This window comes from Streptomyces sp. ISL-36, assembly GCF_018614205.1.
In the GTDB taxonomy this organism is placed as follows: domain Bacteria; phylum Actinomycetota; class Actinomycetes; order Streptomycetales; family Streptomycetaceae; genus Streptomyces.
In genome coordinates, this window is the sequence record NZ_JAGGOS010000024.1 from 52,185 (window position 1) to 69,603 (window position 17,419).

Sequence of the window (17,419 nt, forward strand, 5' to 3'; positions counted from 1 at the left end):
TTCGGACATGCCGAATAGGCGCTTCCTTCGGCCCGGGAGGACCGCGGAGCAACTGACTTCGACGCTATTCGCAGCACAGTTGCGAGTCAACACCACATTCGCAACAGAGCAGCGCTTCCACCGTTTGGTGGCGGGTATTCGCAATCCGCCTGATGTTGTGAGATGGTGACCGCGCTGACAACCACGAGGAGGAGGAACGGCATGCCGTACGGCCTGGTAGTTCGCTTCACCGCACGGGACGCGGCTGCGGCCGCAGCGTTTGACCAACTCGCTGCCGAGACCCTGGAAGAGATCAAGGCGGACGAGCCCGGGACGCTGGTATACGTCAGCCACGTGCCGGTTGGAGAGCCGACCACCCGCGTCATCTACGAGCTCTACGAGGACCGCGACGCCTTCCTCCGACACGAGGAACAGCCGCACGTGAAGCGGTTCCTGGCCGAACGTGAGCAGTACCTGACCAACACCGAGGTGACGTTCCTCGATGAGGTGGCCGGCAAGCGGCCTGCATCTTCACAGGAGAGGTAGTGACGGACGATCAGCAGCGGGCCTTCGGCCGGCGCGTCAAGGAGTTCCGCAAAGCGGCAGGCCTTGACCAGCAGGACCTGGCTGCGCGCCTCGGCAAGTCCGCGAGCTGGGTGTCACAAGTGGAGCGCGGGCTGATTCCCGTGCGGAAGCTGGACATACTGCGCCACCTTGCTAATCAGCTCGGTGTGGCCCTCCACAAGCTCGAGCCTTCCCTGCCGACGGCAGAGCCGCAGGAGCCACCGGAGCCGGCCTCGATCAACGATCTGGATGGGGCTCGGCTGCTGATCTCCGGTCACCCTGCCTTGGACGTCCTGCTCCCCAGTAGGGCGCAGAGCTACGAGCAGCCCGTTTCCGTGGCGGACCTCGCCCGCCGCGTCGACACAGCTTGGGAACTGGCCCATCGCTCGGAATTCGCTCGCCTCACGACCGAGCTGCAGACGTTGGTGCCAGCCCTCGAGCGTGCCGTCAGGACCTCCGGCGGTGACGATCGCGTGGCGACCCTGCGCCTCCTGGCCCGCACCTACCAGGCGCTGTCGGCATCATTCGTCCGTCAGGATGAGGCCGATGCCGCGTGGCTCGCCGCCGACAGGGCGATCGGAGCAGCCGAGGCCTCCGGCCAGCCGCTTGAGGTATGCGCGGGGATCTTCCGCCTCGCGCACGCCTTCGTCCGGCTCAAGCACCTCGACCAGGCAGAGCACGCCGCGCTGTCTGCGCTCCAGACGCTCCGCAATCACCTGGCCGACCGCTCGCCGAGCCCAGAGGAGAGTTCCATCCTCGGGTCTCTGCACCTGGTGCTGGCCCTGGTTCACTCCCGGGCTGGCAGGCGCATCGGTGCGAAGGCCGACATCGAGGCCGCCAGAAAGGTTGCCCAGGCAATGGGCGCCGATCGCAACGACTTCGACCTTGAGTTCGGCCCGACCAACGTAGAGATCCAAGCGGTCGCCACCAATGTCGAGCTCGGCGACGCTGGCGAGGCCATCGACATTGGGGAGGCGCTCGACACCAGCGGCCTGTCACCCGAGCGGCAGGCACGGCTGCTGATGGACCTCGGTCGGGCCTATGTCCAGCGCCGGCAGACGGGAGAGGCGCAGGATTGCCTCCTTCGTGCCGAGGAGCTCGCGCCGGAGATGCTGCGCTCGCATACGGCAGCCCGAGCCGCAATCCGGGAGCTAGTCCTGATCAGCGGCGAATCGGCGTCTACGGAGTTGCTCGAGCTCGCCGAACGAGCCGACGCCGACGGCTAGCCCACCCGCTCACAGCCGGCGGCGCGTCATCGGACTGCTGCCGTTCAGCCGAAGAGGAGAATGCCCACCATGCCCGTCAAGATCCCCCCATGAATGACCAATGGCCGCCCTGCGGACACAGGAACGGCCATCAAGCGACTCCCCAGCCTGGCAGCAACCGGAGTCGTGGTCAGCGCGGTGACCGCGCCGGGTGCCTCGGACACGAGCCCGTCTGGTCACCTACCCATCAGAATAGACGGCGTCACCAGGAGAAGCCCAGCACGGGCCCCACTCTGGTGCTCCGCGTCACCTTGATCAGCTGATCCACGGCTCCCTACCAAGGGACCGTACGTGTCAAACCTGCACCACCTCGCCGCGGCCACGGCCGCGCACTCCGGCGACTTTCACGATCTCCGGCCTGGCGCCCCCGGCTTGCCCGGACAGGGCTTGCCCAGCCTGCCCAGAGATGGGCAAGCCTCTCACCTGCTCTTTCCGTGTTCTGGGCAAGCCTTCGGGCAAGCCCGGGTGAGCAGTGTTCACGGCACAACATCCACTAGGAGGTGTGCCGTGCTCGACTGCGGACCGACGCAGACGTCACATCACGCAGAGATCAGCCGCCGGCGGGCGCCCAGGCGGCGGAGCCTTCCCATGCCCATCACGGCGGCGGGGAGGTGCGCATGACTCGGCCCAGCGTTCCGCGCCCGACCAACGCGCGTGCGCTCGATGAGCACGGCGTCGTCGTTCGCGGTGCTGAGCCTGCGCCCGCGACCACGGTCATGCGGGGCATGGTCTACGGCTCGGGCCTGACCCACGCACTGGACTACGTCGTGTTGCTGCACACGCTCTTCCGCCTGGAGGAGAACCAGGCCTTCACCCCGAAGGACATCTGGCGGGACCTGCAGGAGGAGGGTGTGCGCTCGGCGAAGAACGCCAATGAGCTGGTAGGGCGGGACGCGGTGTACGAGTCGTTCAACCGCCTGATCGATGCCAAGTTCATTCGCCGCGTCACGGTGGGCGGCGCCCCGGGGCGGTTCGGGAAAGTGCGCTACGAGCTGTACCGGCAGCCGGCGTACAACCCCGACTTCGCCCCACCGAAGGAGCCGTGGGAGCCCCAGGAAGACCCGAACTTCCCCCACGCCACCGAGCCGCTTCCTGGAACGCCGGACGCGGACAAAGCGGACGGTAAAACCGCAGGTCGCACCGCTTCCCGGAACGCCGGAACCGGGAAAGCCGTATCCGGCGTTCCGGGAAGCGGTCGGAAGCGCATTCCCGCAGGTCGGACCGCGTCCGGCGTTCCGGGAAGCGGTCATGCTCTCCCCCCCACACCCCCCAGGGGGGAGGAAGGAACCTCCCCCTCCGAAAAGCAGGCGCCTGCGGCGCCGGGCGGGGAGGGCAGCACCGTCCGGCTCGCGTCGGAAGAGCAGGTGCAGGCTGCGTCCGAGTTTCTGATGGAGCTGAAGCGACCGTGGGCTGTGGGCCGAAAGCTCGGCAAGACCCTGGGTGCCGAACTCGCCGAGGCGCTGCTCGAGACGGGGTGGGAGCTGGACGCCTCGCTGGCGCTGTGGCTGTGCCGCACCGAGGACGGCAAGAAGGCTCCCGACAACCACAAGGCAGTGCTCCGTCACCGGATCGAGCAGCTGGAGCGCCGGTCCAGCATCTTCCCGCCCGCCGGTGCCACTGAAGCGGGGGGCTCGATCCCGTCCGCGCGGCTTGCCATTCCCGACTGGTGCGGGGAGTGCAACCGGGGCGAGCGCCCGCGGACGCTGATGGAGCGGCTGATCGATGTCGGCGATGACGAGCAGCAGCGCTGCCCGAAGTGCCATCCCGCAGTGGCCGGACGATCGCAGCCGTCCGAGTAGAGACCTGAAAACGCCGCGACGGCCGGTAGTCCCGTGGAAAGGCCCGGCCGTCGCACAGACACCCGAAGGAGTCATCTTGAGTATCCCCCAGACCTTCCGGCCTGAGCCCCGATCGGCCGACGACGCGCACAGCTACGGAGAGGAAGCGTTCGAGCCCGCCCGCGAGGACAAGCGGGCGCCGGCCGACTTCGAGCGCGTTCCGCCGCAGGACGTCGGCGCGGAGCAGTGCGTCCTGGGCGGCATGCAGCTGTCCAAGGACGCCATCGCCGACGTCACAGAGGTGCTGCGGGGCAGCCGCGACTTCTACCGGCCGGCTCACGCGTTGATCTACGACGCCATCCTGGACATGTACGGCCGGGGTGAGCCGGTCGACCCGATCACGCTGGCGGCCGAGCTGCAGAAGTCCGGCAGCCTGGACCGCATTGGTGGGGCTTCCTACCTGCACACCCTGGTCCAGTCGGTTCCGACTGCGGCGAACGCTGCGTACTACGCCGGAATCGTTCGCGAACGTGCGGTGTTCCGCGGCCTGGCCGAGGCCGGCACGAGGATCACGCAGTGGGGATTCGCTTGTGAGGGCGACCCTGCGGAGACTGCCGACCGCGCCCAGGCCGAGCTGTTTGCGGTCGTCGAGCAGGGCACCAAAGGGGATCCGCAGTCACTTGCCGACACTGCGCTCGATGGGCTGGCCGCCCTCGAAGAGCGCGCGAAGCAGGGGGCTGGCCTGCGTGGCCTAGGGACAGGCTTCATGGACCTGGACAGCGTCACGTCCGGGCTGATGCCGGGCCAAATGGTGATCGTTGCTGCACGTCCGAGCCTCGGCAAGAGCACGTTCGCCCTCGACATCGCGCGGAACGTCTCGATCAAGGAGAAGATCCCGTCCGCGTTCTTCTCCCTGGAGATGTCGCGCCAGGAGCTCACCGACCGCACGTTCTCCGCCGAGGCCGGCATCGCGTTCCACCACGTCAAGTCCGGTGAGATGACCGACGAGGACTGGGACCGGCTGGCCCGGCGAATGCCGGACATCCAGAGCGCTCCCCTGTTCATCGACGACACCGAGGACATGACGGTGATGGAGATCCGGGCCAAGGCCCGCAAGCTCAAGCAGCGCCACGGAATCAAACTGGTGGTCATCGACTACGTGCAGCTGCTGCGCCACGGTGGCCGCCAGGCCGAGAACCGACAGCAGGAGGTCACCGAGATCTCGCGGAACATCAAGCTCATGGCGAAGGAGCTGGGGGTGCCCGTCATCGCCCTCTGTCAGCTCAACCGCGGTCCCGAGCAGCGCACTGACAAGAAGCCCCAGGTTTCAGACCTACGCGAAAGTGGGTCGCTGGAGCAGGACGCCGACATCGTCATCCTCATCCACCGGGAGGATGCATACGAAGCCGATTCGCCGCGTGCAGGCGAGACCGACCTGATCCTGGCGAAGCACCGCGGTGGCCCGAAGTGCACGATCACAGTTGCCGCGCAGCTCCACATGTCTCGGTTCAAGGACATGGCGCAGGCCTAGGGGATGACACACATGGACAACAAGACGTACACCGAGGGCCTGGCCAAGCTCCGCGAGGTGCGGGACGAGATCAAGCCGCTTGAGCGGCAGCTCGCGAAGATCCAGGGCGAGCTCGCCAAGTTGGCGACCCGGCGAGACCAGAAGATCGAGGAGCTGGGAGTATTCGAGAAGGCCAAGGCCGACCGCATCGCGACGTCCGCCGGCGTTTCGGTGATCGACGTCGTCGCCCTGGTGCCCTCTCTCGGCCCACAGGAGCCCGTCAGCGCGCCCGAGGAGGCTGCGTCGACCGATTCCGCCATCGGAGATCGCTCGGAGCGGCAGGCGGCCGCACAGCCGATCAAGGAACCGGCTGGTGCCCCCGCGCCCGACCTGCGACGCCAGGGCCTGGAGGACAAGGACAGGGCAGCGGCGCTCACCCGGCTGCGCGAAGCAGCGGCTGACGGCGCGTTCGACCTGGACGCGCTTGACGAGCCCGCCTCCGCCACGGCGGCCGCCCCCTCCCACGCGCCGACCGCTCCGACAGCGGTGGCGTCGGCCGGGGAGCAGGAGCGGGAGCTGCCGTCGATTCCCGAGGGCGCTGCTGGTGACCGCTGGATCTACGCCGAGCCGACCCTGACCTCGAAGAGGCCCAACTTCAAGCAGGCCACTCGTCAGATGGCCTTCCTGGACACCGCGACCGGCATGCTCGTCTGGCAGGCCGGCACGGTCACCCTGGACCTGGGGAGCGCGAGCGTCGCCGAGATCCTCACCGCCGTGTACGCGACGGTCCCCGCGGACGTGGAGCGCATCTACATCACCGCCGGTGACCCGTGGCACCAGGACGCCGGGCGCCACCAATTCCTCAAGGACGCGGTGGCCCAGTGGCTCAACGGGCCGCTGCCGGAGGGGTGGCAGGTCGAGTCCTCGCGCGGCAAGGACCGGCAGGCCGGGCACCTGGTCCACCCCCGCAACCCGGTGGGCCGCTGGCAGCGCGGCAAGGACCAGCACACCGAAATCCGCAGTGTGGGCGAGTGGTTCGACCCGGCCGGCGCCGACCCGGCCACAGTCCGCGCCGCCTTCGTCGAGCTGTGGAAGGCTCTGCGCCGGCACTGGGACGACGTCGTGCTGATGGGTTCGCCGTCGCAGACCGGCCGGGACCTGTGGTCGCGGACCATCCCCGCCAAAGCCGGCGCGAAGTGGGCGGACGGCTACCCGGTCATGTCGCAGGAGATCCGCGGCCTGCTGCACGCCACCGCCGGGCAGGGCCGCACCGAGCTGATCACGCCGCCGCGCGTGCCGGAGCGGGTGCCCGGCTGGTACGAGGCCGACCGCACCTTCGCCTACGCCAAGCACACCTGGACCAGCGGGGTCGGCGTGCCGCAGCGGGTGACCGCGGCCGCGTTCGCGGCCATGAGCGAGAAGGAGCAGGCCGACGCACTGTTCTCCCCCAGCCACTGGCAGGTGCGGGTGACCATCCCGAGGGACTGGAATCACGTCGGTCTCCTGCCCGCGCCGGCGCCCGGGGAGCGGTCCTGGCACTACCCGTACGAGGGCGGCCGCACCTTCACCACCTGGGCGGGCGGCGCCGAGGTCAACCTGGCGCTGCGCAACCCGCTCCAGCCGTGGCGGATCGAGATCCTGGACGGCCTGGTCTGGGAGAAGGGCGACCCGCTCAAGGACTGGTCGAACAAGCTGAAGGACGCGTGGCGTTCGCTGCGTGCCCTGGGCGAAGTACACGGCGATGAGCAGCAGCGGCAGGCCGCGCGCCTGGCGTCCCGCGCGGTCCGCAGCATCCTGCTGTACGGGATCGGCACGTTCGCGCAGCGGCCGCGTATCACCACCGGTTCGCTCGAGCTCGGCGCCGGCGGCGAGGTCCCTGAGATCCCGGACGGTGCCCGGCTGACCGGCCTGACGGACACGCACGTCACCTGGGAGCGCAACGGCGGCTTCGCCCGTGACCCGTACGCGCACCCGGAGTGGGCGGCCGGCGTGTGGTCGGCGGCGCGGGCCGCGTTGCTGTCCGGCCCGACCGGCACGAAGGATCCGGAGACGGGTAAGCCCGCCCGCGCCGGTGCGCTGCACCTGCCTGCGGGGTCGATCCTCGCGTTCCGCACCGATGCCATTTACAGCTCGGTGCGCCCTGAGTGGCCGTACAGCGGTGAGCCGGGCGATTACCTGCTCAAGGGCGCCATGTCCTGGGAGCAGACGACCCCCACCACTGATGAGGAGTTCTACGTGCTGCAGGCCCTCGGCCGGCAGGCCCTGGAGGCGGAGGAGCTGTGAACGCTGAGGTGGCGTGGGGCGGAGAGTGGGAGCACCCCCAGTGCGGTGCCTCCGGCGAAGCGGTGTGGGACGACGAGGACACCGCGTCGTCCGGGCACGACTGCGGCCGCGACGGAGTGGTGACCTGGAGCGCCGAATGGGAGTGCCACGGTTGCGGCGCCGGCGGTGACGGCCAGTTCGGCGACGACACCACGACGTACGCCGATCACGAGTGCGCCGAGGACGGAGGCGACGATGAGGGGGTGGCCGCGTGACGCCGCGCAGGAGGCGGGCACCAGGCCGCGGCCGCCGTGCACAGCGCAATGAGGCCGCGCGGCTGACCGATCAGCTGATCGCGGAGGGCTTCAGCAAGAAGCAGGTCGGCGAGATCCTTGGCCGCAACCCGAGTCTGGTCAGCCAGTTCTTCACCAAGAACAAGGGCGCCAGCTTCGTGGAGGCTCTGCGGGCTGTTGTTCAGGAGGTCCAGGCCGGCGGCCCGCGCGATATGGAGAGTCTGAAGGCCCTGGCCGGGGGACATGTGCGGCCGCGCCTTAACCGGGAGGGCTACAAGGCCCGGGTGCGGGGCAGGAACCACGGCCGGGCGGAGAAGGTTGTGAAGGACGAGAAGGGCCGCCCTGTGATCGGCAAGGACGGGAAGCCGGTGAAGGCCTGGAGCTCGTCCCTGGCCAAGGCCGGTAGGCAGCACATCGCCTCCGGTGCCTCCCGACTGCGGCCGGTGGTGGAAGAAGCGGCCAGGAACCACGGAAAAATCGCTTTTACCGTGCGGGCGAAGAAGAGGGCGTTCACGCACGACTCCGGCCGTCTGGTCGACTCCCCGGGCGTGCGACGCAATGTCGTCCAGCGCCCCGACAGCACCGAGGAAAGAGCGTACGGCCAGAACCTTGGCGGTCCCGGCTCCGGAGAACAGGGCTTCGATGCCGTCCGGTTCAAGGCCATGGTCGATGCCGCCGGCGGTGACGTCGCCGCCGCGGTGCGCAACTGGCTCGTCATGACCGGACGCCTCGACCCCGACGCCCCCATCGTCGGCCTGGAGATCCGCGCTTGGAAGACGAACCGCTAGACCGGCGCTGACCGCCGCGGGCACCTCGCGGCGGCCGCGTTCACGGTGCCGGTCCGCCGCATCCGCACCTGGACGCCCAGGGAGCCGAGCCCTTGGAGATGGTCCCGGCAGGCAGCCGTCTGCCGGACCATCTGCACCACCCGAACACCAAGAATGCATTCCCTTGCTATGCATACTTTTACTATGCATAATGGGGGTATGCGGAATGGTTCCGCGCAGCACCCCGAAGGAGGCTCCGTGGCCATCAGCACCCGGACCGAGGTTGACGACCTGGACCCGAACAAGCACGTGGTCCTCCCCGCCGACGGCGGCACCGACGTCCTCGGCGTCGTCTTCGACGAACAGGGCGCCATCCCCTCCCGCGGGCGCTTCGCCGCATGGTCCCTGAAGGCCGGCACCCGCAACGGCGTCGTCGGGTTCTTCGACACCCTGACCGAAGCCACCGACGCGATCGGCGCGCTGTACGACACCCCGGCTGAGCCGGCCACGGAAAGCGAGCAGACCGCCGCCGAGCCCAAGTGGCAGACGCTCGCGGGCGTCACCACTCCCTTTCACGTGTACGTCGAGCAGTCCGACAACCACATCCGGCTGGCCCGGGACCGGCGGACGCCGACCGGCAAGCCCATCGAGGTCGTCCGGCTGGAGAAGCGCGCAAGCTGCCGCTACGGCTACACGGCCGACAACCGCCAGATCAACTTCGTCGGCGTCGCCACCAAGTGCTGGGTCATCGCCGGGCCCGGCAACTGAACCACATCCATCGGCGGGCGGCAGCAGCGTCCGCCCGCCACCTACGAACCGACAGGAGCGACCACCCGTCATGACCAGCGCCCCTCCCTCCCCCGAAGTCGCCTACGCCACGGCGCCGCCCCTGCACCTGGAAGGAGACGAACTGATGCGGCTGCGGCGCTCGATCCCCGAGCGCGAGTGGCTGCTGCGATACGCCGCGCTCGGCGACCGGCAGACCCTGAACGCCCACCCCGATGACGGGAAGGCGCAGACCGGGGCCCTACGGCCGATTCAGCAGCTCATCGGCTACGACACCGAGCACGGCACCACGGCCGGACCGGTCGGCCCCGATGACACCCAGTGGGCCGCCTTCCCCCGCGGCTATGTCCGCCTGGAGTACGCGGCCTGGGCCGCCTCGCAGTAGACCCCCACCCGGGGCGTTCTTTACGCCGTAAAGAACGCCCCGCCCACCTCGCCCGCCCCGGAGGCCTCGATGACCAGCACCGCTCCGACCGCGCACATCACTTTCCAGCACCGGACCCTGGCACCCGCGACCATCACCAACCCCCGGCGTGAGACGTTCGGATGGAGCTGCTCGGCAGAGGGCTGCCCGGTCCGCACGGCCGGCTACGGCGATCAGGGCGCCTCCCTTAAGGACGCCGCCGACCACGAACAGCGCCAGTCGATGGCCCTGTTCACGCCTGGCACTCTCGTGGTCCCGGTGGGCCCGGGCGGATCGGGGAAGTCCCGGTTCGCCGCGATGTTCCCCAGCAGTTGGGTGGTCTGCCTGGACGAGCTGCGCGAGCGAATCTCCGGCGACGCCGGTGACCAGTCCGCGACCCGGGAAGCGGTCGCCCTGCAGGACCTGCTGATCCCGGCCCGCCTGACACGTGGCCTCACCACGGTCGTCGACTCCACCAACGTCGAAGCCCGCGTCCGCCGCGGCCTGGTCGACAAGGCCCGGCAGCACGGCCGGCCCGTCGCCGCAATCGTCTTCCTGACCGACCTGGACACCTGCGAGGCCCGTAACGCCCGGCGGTCGGCCAACCGGCGCGTACCCCTGCCCGTCCTGCGCCGCCAGCACGAGCAGACCCTGGCCGCCCTCCCCCTGCTTGTCGACGAGGGATTCACCGACGTCCGCACGGTCGGCAACCACCGCCCCTGACCCCGGCCGCTGCTCTCCCCAGCCATGCAATCCGCAAAGCTTTGGGGGGAGCTGGACCGCAACCACCTCCGGCTGGAAGCCTCATCCAACGCTCAGAGAGTGAGAGACACAAAGATGCTGAAGCCCCTGCGTGAGCACCAGGCCGAAGCCGTCGTCGGCGCGGTGCGCGAGCTCGAGCTGCCGGCGGGCACAACGCTGCCGCCGGCGGGCCCGCGTACCCAGGTCATCATGGCCACCGGCAGCGGCAAGACGCTCGTGGCCGTCCACACCTCCGAAGAGCTCACCGCCGACCGCGTCCTGGTCCTGGTCCCCTCCCTGGACCTTCTGGAGCAGACCGCCCGGGCCTGGCGCGAGGGCGGCCGGACCGGCGGCTACTTCGGCGTCTCCTCCCTGAAGTCCGACGAGGTCGGCTTCCCCAACACCACCGACGCCGGCGAGCTGGTGAAGCTCACCCGCGGCCCGGGCCGCATCACGGTCTTCGCCACCTACGCTTCGCTCGGCCTCGGCTTCCTGGAAGCCGCCCACGCCGCAGGCCTCCCCCACTGGAACCTGATCATCGTGGACGAGGCCCACCGCACCAGCGGCCGGGCAGGAAAGCCCTGGGCTGTCGTCCATGACAACACCCGCATCCCCGCCGAGCGGCGCCTCTACATGACCGCGACCCCGAGGGTGTGGCAGGCCGGGGAGGTCGACGAGGACGAGCCCGGACGCCGCGGCCCGGGCGAGCTGGTGGCTTCGATGCTGGACGACCCCGACGGCGTCTTCGGCAAGGTGGCGTATTTCCTGTCGCTGGAGGAGGCGATCGAGCGGGGCATCGTCGCCCCGTACCAGGTCCTGGTGGTCGACGTGCAGGACCCGGCCCTGAACACGGCGCTGCGCACGGCCGGTGACGGCAGCGAAGAGGTCCGCGGCAAGCGTCTCGGCGCGCTGCAGGCTGCGACGCTGAAGGTGTCGGCGAAGGAGGGACTGCGCCGCGTGCTCTCCTTCCATCAGCGGGTGGCCGAAGCCGAGGCTTTCGCCTTGGGCCTGCCGGGCAAGGCCGGCGAACTGCATGCGAAGGACCCCGACCTGTACCCGGCTGAGGGCGAGGTGTGGGCGGAGTGGCTGCACGGCGAGCACAAGCCGGCCCACCGGCGGGGCGTGCTGGGCCAGTTGGCCGCCGGAGTCACCGATGTCGGCACCGAGGCGGCGCTGTCGCTGGTCGCGTCGGTGAAGGTCCTCGGCGAGGGCGTCGACACCCGCGAATGCGACGCCGTCGTCTTCTGCGACGTCCGCGGCTCCATGCCCGACCTGGTCCAGGCCGTCGGCCGCGCGCTGCGCATGCACCCCGGCGAAGGCAAGATCGCCTCCCTGGTCGTGCCCGCGTTCCTCGCCCCCGGCGAGAGCCCGGACACGCTGCTCACCTCCCCCGCCTACGCCGGGCTGGCCAAGTTGTTGACCGCACTGCGTGCGCACGACGCCCGGATCGAGAAGCTCACCGAGCCGAGCCGCTCCACCGCCCGCGTACCCGAGCCGCGCGAGGAACTCGCCGACGACGAGGACCTGGACCAGGACGGCGACGACGAGGACACGGCAGCGGTCAGCCGGCCCGCGAAGGAGTTGCTGCGGTTCTCCGCCCCGCGAGACGCGCGCCAGCTGGCCGCCTTCATCGAGCTGCGCGTCCTCAACCCTGAGCGTGTCCACTGGCGGCGCGGTATCCAGGCCGCCCAGCGCTACGCTGCCGAGCACCAGGACCTGCGCGTGTCCTACGGCTACCGCACCCCCGCCGAGTGGAGCCCGGCCGACTTCCCGCTCGGCGTGTGGGTCACCGACTGCCGCCGGCACTACAACGCCGGCCGCATGGACGCCGAGCGCACCGCGCAGCTGGAGAAGCTGGGCATGGTGTGGTCGTCGTTTGACGCCGGCTTCGAGGAAGGCCTGGCCGCGGCCGCCGCCTGGGCGGCCGAGCACGAAGTCGGCCTGGCCGCGCCGGTCGACGCCGCCCATGGCGAGTACCCGGTGGGCCGCTGGCTGAAGAACCAGCGGGCGGCCGCCCGCAAGGCCGACGAGCTCGAGCACTGCCGCGCCGCGGGCCTGCCCGAACCAGACGGCGGCACAGCGCCCCTGGCAGACGAGCGCCGGCAGGCCCTCGAGGAGATCGACCCCGGCTGGTGCCCGAACTGGGGCATCGACTGGCAGCGCCTCTTCCGCCTCGCCTGGAACCACACCAAGGCCGGAAACACACTGCCGGACAAGGCCGGCCTGGTCGTCGCGGACGGCGAAGACCTGGGCAAGTGGGCCACCGCCCAGCGCGCCGGCTTCGCCAAACTGACCGCGACCCAGCAGTGGATGCTCACCAGCGTGCTGGGCATCACCGCCACGCCGGCCAAGCGCACACGGGCCGAGATGTGGGCCCAGAACCTGGCCGCCGCCCGGCAGTACCACGAGCGCGAGGGGCACCTGGAAGTGCCGCGCAGCCACACCGAGCAGGTCGGCGACCAAACCGTGCGGCTCGGTGCCTGGATCAGTCAGCAGCGCGTGAAGGCCGCGAAACTCGCGCCTGAGCGCGTGGGGGAGCTCTCCGCCCTCGGGATGCGGTGGTCGTGATGGGCGTCGTCGTCACCGCGGCCGCCGCGCTCGCGGCCGGCTATCTGCTCGGACGTCTACGCCCGTGGCAGCGTCTGAGCGACTGGGCGGCCGATCAGGTCCGCTTCACCGGGGCGTGGGTCCGGGGCGGCTTCGGCCGCCAGGCCGTCGTCGTCCTGGTCCACGCCGTCACCGCGCCGCGCACCAGCTGGCGCATCATGCGCACCCCCACCACCGAGACCCGAGCGCCGACGCCCGTACGCGATCCGGACTGGGTCGCCAACCGGACCCGCGCCGACCAGGGAGACTCCGCGTGACCACCGACGGCACTGACCAGAGGACCGACATGACGACAGCGCGCAGCGATGCCGAGCTCCGGGTGGAAGTCCGCCGGGAGGTCACCGGCCTGACGTACGAGCAGCTGGGCGAACTGATCGCCACCGACGAGGACGGGACGGAGCCTTCGGGCCCTGCTGAGAAGCACCGGGCGGCAGTGCGGATGACGGAGCTGAAGCGGATCCGGAATCTGGTGTCGCACCAGGTCTTCGACGGATACACGCCTGCCGGCGATCCGGAGGAGCGCTGGCAGGGGCACCCCGCGTCGGGCGGAGTACGGCCGCCCGAACAACGAGGGATCTACCAGGTCCACGCCAGGTGCACCGATCCGGAGCACCCCGGCGCCTCGGAGCTGACCAACCTGGCCACCGCCGACTCGGTCGAGGAGGCCGCGGTGAAGGTACGCCGCGCGAAGGAGGGCAACCTCTACGGCTCCCCCGGCCTGTACCGAATCATGGAGGTCTTCGAGGACACCCCCTCGAACTCCGCACGGCACATGCTGGACGCGCTCTCGCAGACCGCTGCCGAGATCGGGAGCGCCGCGGCCGCCGTGGCCGGCGCGTACGAGCCCGGACCCGACGCCAGCGACCTGTTCGAGGTGCTCGCCGACTTCTTCCACCGCACCGTCGTATACCCCTGGCACCTCGCCTACCCCGGCGATCAGGGCGACGGCAGCATCCCCCAGCAACCGCACGGCAGCGACCACGGCCGTACCCTGGCCCGCCTTCTCCTTGCCCACCTGGAAGCGCTGGGCACGCCGCTGGCAACCACCGCCGCATCCAGCGCCATGTTGGTCGCCCACCTTCAGCAACCCGCCTCCCCCGCCCCGCAGGAGACTCCGGTGGAGGAACCGGCCCCGGCCCCCGGCGCTGGACGCGAAGGACGTCCTGGCGGCCGCTGAACGCTTCCCGTGGGCCGTGGCCGCACCAGGCGAGCGGCACTGGCCGGACGGCAGTGACTTCCTGGACGTCGCTCTGAGCGCGGTGCGCCCCGAGGAACGCGAGGGGTACATCGAGCGCCTGGAGGCGTTCGTGGAGCAGCACCGCGCCCGCCTGGAGGAGATGCTGCGTACGCACGGGCCGGGCAGCAAGCCCGCCTCGCACGGCCGGTACGCGCTGATCGGACAGCCCGAGACCCTGGTCATCGTGGAGCGGATGGAGAGTGCCCCGTTCCTCCTGCGCGGCCAGTGGGAGAAGGAGCTGGAGACGGTCTTCCTGGACGACCTCGAGTTCGTGTGGGGGCCGCGTATCCGCCTCAGCCGGTGAGCAGCCGGGAACGACAGCGGGGCTGGGCAGGGGTGATCCTGTCCGGCCCCGCTGTCAACTGGTCAGCCGAAGTCGAGCGTGCCCTGTGCGAAGTCGGCCGGGGCCGGGCGGGTCAGGGGCGGCGGCGGTGCGCCATCCTGGCGTGCGGCCTCCCAGCGCTCGATCAGCTCGTCCTTCCATCCCTTGGGCGGGGGCACGGCACGCCCCATTCGGCGAGCTGGGCACGCGTCCACGCCCCCTTGGACGTCTTGGCGGCTTCGATCTCTTCAGGTGATGGCAGTACAGGCATGTGGGATCAACGAACAACCGAGCCACGATGTCACCCGCCGACGATCAGGGCGTGTCGCCGGACCAGTCCCGGCGGTTCCGCTCGCCAGCGGGCTGGGGTACCCCCCGCCCAGGCGAACGGGTTGGTCTCGACGATCGAGGCCGGGGCGGTGGCCGACGCCCATACCTGGGTATCCGAGAACAGCCCCCCGCACGGTTCCGACCAGACTTTCGCAAACGGGCTGGTTCAAGGACGTACGGGCAGTCGCGAGTCAACTCCTGCAGATCGCCGACACCACCGCCTCCCAGCTCGGGCGTGCCGAGTCCAACGCCCAGCTGCTCGCCCATTTCGGCAGCAGGGCTCCCGCGCTACCCAGACCGAGGCCCCGCCCCCCCGGACACGGCGCTCGACGCGGCAAGAGATCCTGGCGGTGTCGCTGCGGTGCACGTGGGCCTGCACCGACCCGAACAACGATGATCAGACTCTCGGGCTGGCCGACCAGCATGTAGCGGCCGTGTTCGGCGGGAGCGCTGCCCGGCCCGTACGCGGCCAGCATCTTCTCCAGGCGCTCGCGGTGCTGTTCGGTGAACACCTGGAGGCGCTGCACGTAGTCGGTCCGCTCGTCCTCGCGTACGGCACTGAGGGCCACGGTCAGGATCTCCGTCGACGCGTCGGGGACGAGGAAGGCGTGGGGAGCGCGCGGTGAGCGCAGCCTAGAAATGCTGGTGGGGTCGGTCCCGGTGCGTGAACGCGACCAGCGCTGGAAAGGCACCGCCTCGTCCACGCCGGAGCCTGAAGAGACTTCGTAAGCCAGGACCTGAGCAGAACCGCAGCGGGCCGCACAGATCTGTGCGGCCCGCTGCGGTTCTGCAGTCGGCGTCTATCCGCCACCCAGTCGTTGCGTGGCAGGGGCCTCGGTCTTGTCGCCCGAGCGAGTGGATTTCTCTTCGTGTACGCGGGCGCGGATCTAGGAGAGCACGCCCAACCCGCCCACATTTGCCAGCACTTGACACCTTTCCAAATGGTCTGTCATGTTCTGTCCGCCTGCTTCGAGGCGACCGTGAAAGAGAGGGAGATCTCCGTGGCACGACGCACCGAGTACGACGCGAGCCAGGCAGCCAAGCGCCTGCGCGTCCCCGCCGCCGCCTTCCGCTGGGCCCGTCACAGCGGCGTCATCTCGGCCCCCGACGCACCCTCCGGCCGATGGTCGAGGGCCGCCGTAGAGGCCATGGACCCCGACACCGTCCGGGCCTCGCTCCCCCGCGAGCCGATCTCAGGCGGCGCGGCTGCGGACCGGATCGCCGAAGCGCTCGGCACGCCGAATCAGCCCGACGAGAAGGCGAACGTCGGCACCTTCGTGGTCCGCCGCCTCATCGACCGCGGGCTGCTGAAGGACCTCACCACCAACCCCGACGGCGTGCTGCTCAACCCCGACCAGGTGGACGTCGTCTGCCAGCGCGAGGACCTGGCCGCTCTGGTCGCGGCCGACACCCCGCTCGGCCCCAACCAGGCCGCCGAGCGACTCGGCGTGCGGCGCGCCGACTTCGACCACATGCTGCGCTTGTCCTGGGTGAAGCCCGCCGAATGGCGCGAGGTGCGGTTCGGCACGTCGCGGGCCGGCGCGGTCGACGTACCCATGTTCCGCACCGTCGACATCGACGCCCTGCCCGCCACCCATCCCGACATCGACTGGAAACAGCTGCGGACTGTCGGCAAAGGTCAGCGCTCACCACTTGCCGCCATGGCCTGAAGCCCAGCCCGCCCAAGCGGCTATGCAGGGAGGAAACGACAAAATAGTGCAACGCGCTCAAAAATCGACCCACAGAAAGGCGGCTTAGGCGGCCGATCTCCAAGTAGCCGGTGTGGCGCGACACCGGACCGCCTGGCAGGCCGCCAGAGCGGCACACAGGCCATCTCGCCCGCTCTGAACCGGCATTGATGCTCCACACGAGTGACACACACCAGATTGTGACTGAGCACCCCAGATGGCGGCTGAGCCGTCGAGTTGGCGGATTGAGCATTTCGCAGGGTGAACACGCTGATCGAACATCCAATCGTCTGCCGCCCTGCCCCACTCGGCACAACGTCGGCAGAGCCCGGAAGCGAGCGTGCCCGCGTTGTTTGCCCAGGCCGTCAGCGCGAGGGGCCTCCGTTCAGATATCGCCGGGCTTCCAGCAGCAGATCTGCAAGGTCGCTGTCGAACGAGTCGATCGCCTCGTTGAAGCTCCTCATCCCTTCTGGGCTGTCCGTATCGATCACAATGATGCGGCTTCCTCCGAAGCGTTGTCCCCCGAAACGACGGGCGTTGCCGTACATGCTCTCTGCGATCTCGGCGATACGGTCAGGTCCTTCCAGGGAGACCATGTTGACCGCATGCTCCAGGGCGTCGAGCGCTGCGTGCATCTCGGTGACTAGCGCGGGATCCCCAGGCGGATTGCCGAGGTCTGCCCGTCGGGCTGCATCGAAGTGTTCTCTGAAGCGCCGTGCTGTTTGGTACAGCCCGGCATATGCCTCGCGTTGAGCAGCACGGCGTACCGCGTCAACCGTTCCGTGGTAGGTGCCATGGCTTTGCGCGCGGCCTGCGGCCCATGCGGCGGCGGCCGTGACGAGAACCGCAGGGGTCGCGATGAGCGCCGCTATGACTTCAGATTCCAT

18 protein-coding genes are annotated in these 17,419 nt (G+C 69.7%); 15 read left to right on the plus strand and 3 right to left on the minus strand.

Features of this window, described 5'->3' with window-relative positions:
* Window positions 1-162 precede the first annotated feature (162 nt).
* From J7E93_RS06695 to J7E93_RS06760, 14 genes are all read left to right on the plus strand, one after another.
* Entirely contained in the window at window positions 163-525 is a 363-nt protein-coding gene (locus tag J7E93_RS06695) for a putative quinol monooxygenase (RefSeq protein WP_251066144.1), read from the plus strand.
* On the plus strand, window positions 525-1,769 hold the full coding sequence (locus J7E93_RS06700; RefSeq protein ID WP_215066373.1) for a helix-turn-helix domain-containing protein: 1,245 nt from the start codon (window positions 525-527) through the stop codon (window positions 1,767-1,769). Before J7E93_RS06695 ends, J7E93_RS06700 begins: the two co-directional genes overlap by 1 nt.
* Before the next feature lie 656 nt (window positions 1,770-2,425).
* Complete coding sequence (locus J7E93_RS06705) at window positions 2,426-3,607, plus strand: hypothetical protein (RefSeq protein WP_215066375.1); 1,182 nt, start codon at window positions 2,426-2,428, stop codon at window positions 3,605-3,607.
* A 76-nt stretch (window positions 3,608-3,683) separates the two neighbouring features.
* Window positions 3,684-5,117, plus strand: coding sequence for a replicative DNA helicase (gene dnaB, locus J7E93_RS06710; RefSeq protein ID WP_251066145.1), 1,434 nt, complete (start codon window positions 3,684-3,686; stop codon window positions 5,115-5,117).
* A gap of 12 nt (window positions 5,118-5,129) precedes the next feature.
* Entirely contained in the window at window positions 5,130-7,379 is a 2,250-nt protein-coding gene (locus J7E93_RS06715) for a Mucin-19 (protein ID WP_215066377.1), read from the plus strand.
* On the plus strand, window positions 7,376-7,633 hold the full coding sequence (locus tag J7E93_RS06720; protein ID WP_215066379.1) for a hypothetical protein: 258 nt from the start codon (window positions 7,376-7,378) through the stop codon (window positions 7,631-7,633). The genes J7E93_RS06715 and J7E93_RS06720 overlap by 4 nt, the downstream gene beginning before the upstream one ends.
* On the plus strand, window positions 7,630-8,439 hold the full coding sequence (locus tag J7E93_RS06725; protein WP_215066381.1) for a hypothetical protein: 810 nt from the start codon (window positions 7,630-7,632) through the stop codon (window positions 8,437-8,439). Before J7E93_RS06720 ends, J7E93_RS06725 begins: the two co-directional genes overlap by 4 nt.
* 237 nt (window positions 8,440-8,676) lie before the next feature.
* On the plus strand, window positions 8,677-9,186 hold the full coding sequence (locus tag J7E93_RS06730) for a hypothetical protein (RefSeq protein ID WP_215066383.1): 510 nt from the start codon (window positions 8,677-8,679) through the stop codon (window positions 9,184-9,186).
* Between the two features lie 70 nt (window positions 9,187-9,256).
* Complete coding sequence (locus tag J7E93_RS06735) at window positions 9,257-9,589, plus strand: hypothetical protein (protein ID WP_215066385.1); 333 nt, start codon at window positions 9,257-9,259, stop codon at window positions 9,587-9,589.
* A 69-nt stretch (window positions 9,590-9,658) separates the two neighbouring features.
* Window positions 9,659-10,330: an AAA family ATPase gene (locus tag J7E93_RS06740; RefSeq protein ID WP_215066387.1), complete on the plus strand. Its 672-nt coding sequence runs from the start codon at window positions 9,659-9,661 to the stop codon at window positions 10,328-10,330.
* Between the two features lie 114 nt (window positions 10,331-10,444).
* Window positions 10,445-12,916, plus strand: coding sequence for a DEAD/DEAH box helicase (locus J7E93_RS06745; protein WP_215066388.1), 2,472 nt, complete (start codon window positions 10,445-10,447; stop codon window positions 12,914-12,916).
* On the plus strand, window positions 12,916-13,212 hold the full coding sequence (locus J7E93_RS06750; RefSeq protein WP_215066390.1) for a hypothetical protein: 297 nt from the start codon (window positions 12,916-12,918) through the stop codon (window positions 13,210-13,212). Before J7E93_RS06745 ends, J7E93_RS06750 begins: the two co-directional genes overlap by 1 nt.
* 29 nt (window positions 13,213-13,241) lie before the next feature.
* Complete coding sequence (locus tag J7E93_RS06755) at window positions 13,242-14,132, plus strand: hypothetical protein (protein WP_215066392.1); 891 nt, start codon at window positions 13,242-13,244, stop codon at window positions 14,130-14,132.
* Window positions 14,133-14,148: 16 nt separating this feature from the next.
* Window positions 14,149-14,496, plus strand: a complete 348-nt coding sequence (locus J7E93_RS06760) for a hypothetical protein (RefSeq protein ID WP_215066394.1) — start codon at window positions 14,149-14,151, stop codon at window positions 14,494-14,496.
* 62 nt (window positions 14,497-14,558) lie between these two features.
* On the opposite strand, the gene J7E93_RS37770 is transcribed toward J7E93_RS06760, so the two are convergent.
* Entirely contained in the window at window positions 14,559-14,693 is a 135-nt protein-coding gene (locus J7E93_RS37770) for a hypothetical protein (RefSeq protein WP_285440885.1), read from the minus strand.
* A gap of 342 nt (window positions 14,694-15,035) precedes the next feature.
* On the minus strand, window positions 15,036-15,548 hold the full coding sequence (locus J7E93_RS06765; protein WP_215066396.1) for a hypothetical protein: 513 nt from the start codon (window positions 15,546-15,548) through the stop codon (window positions 15,036-15,038).
* A 297-nt stretch (window positions 15,549-15,845) separates the two neighbouring features.
* Between J7E93_RS06765 and J7E93_RS06770 the strand changes: the two genes are divergently transcribed.
* Window positions 15,846-16,514 (plus strand): hypothetical protein, encoded by a 669-nt coding sequence (locus J7E93_RS06770; RefSeq protein ID WP_215066398.1) that lies wholly within the window; start codon window positions 15,846-15,848, stop codon window positions 16,512-16,514.
* Window positions 16,515-16,897: 383 nt separating this feature from the next.
* On the opposite strand, the gene J7E93_RS06775 is transcribed toward J7E93_RS06770, so the two are convergent.
* Window positions 16,898-17,419: a hypothetical protein gene (locus J7E93_RS06775; protein ID WP_215066400.1), complete on the minus strand. Its 522-nt coding sequence runs from the start codon at window positions 17,417-17,419 to the stop codon at window positions 16,898-16,900.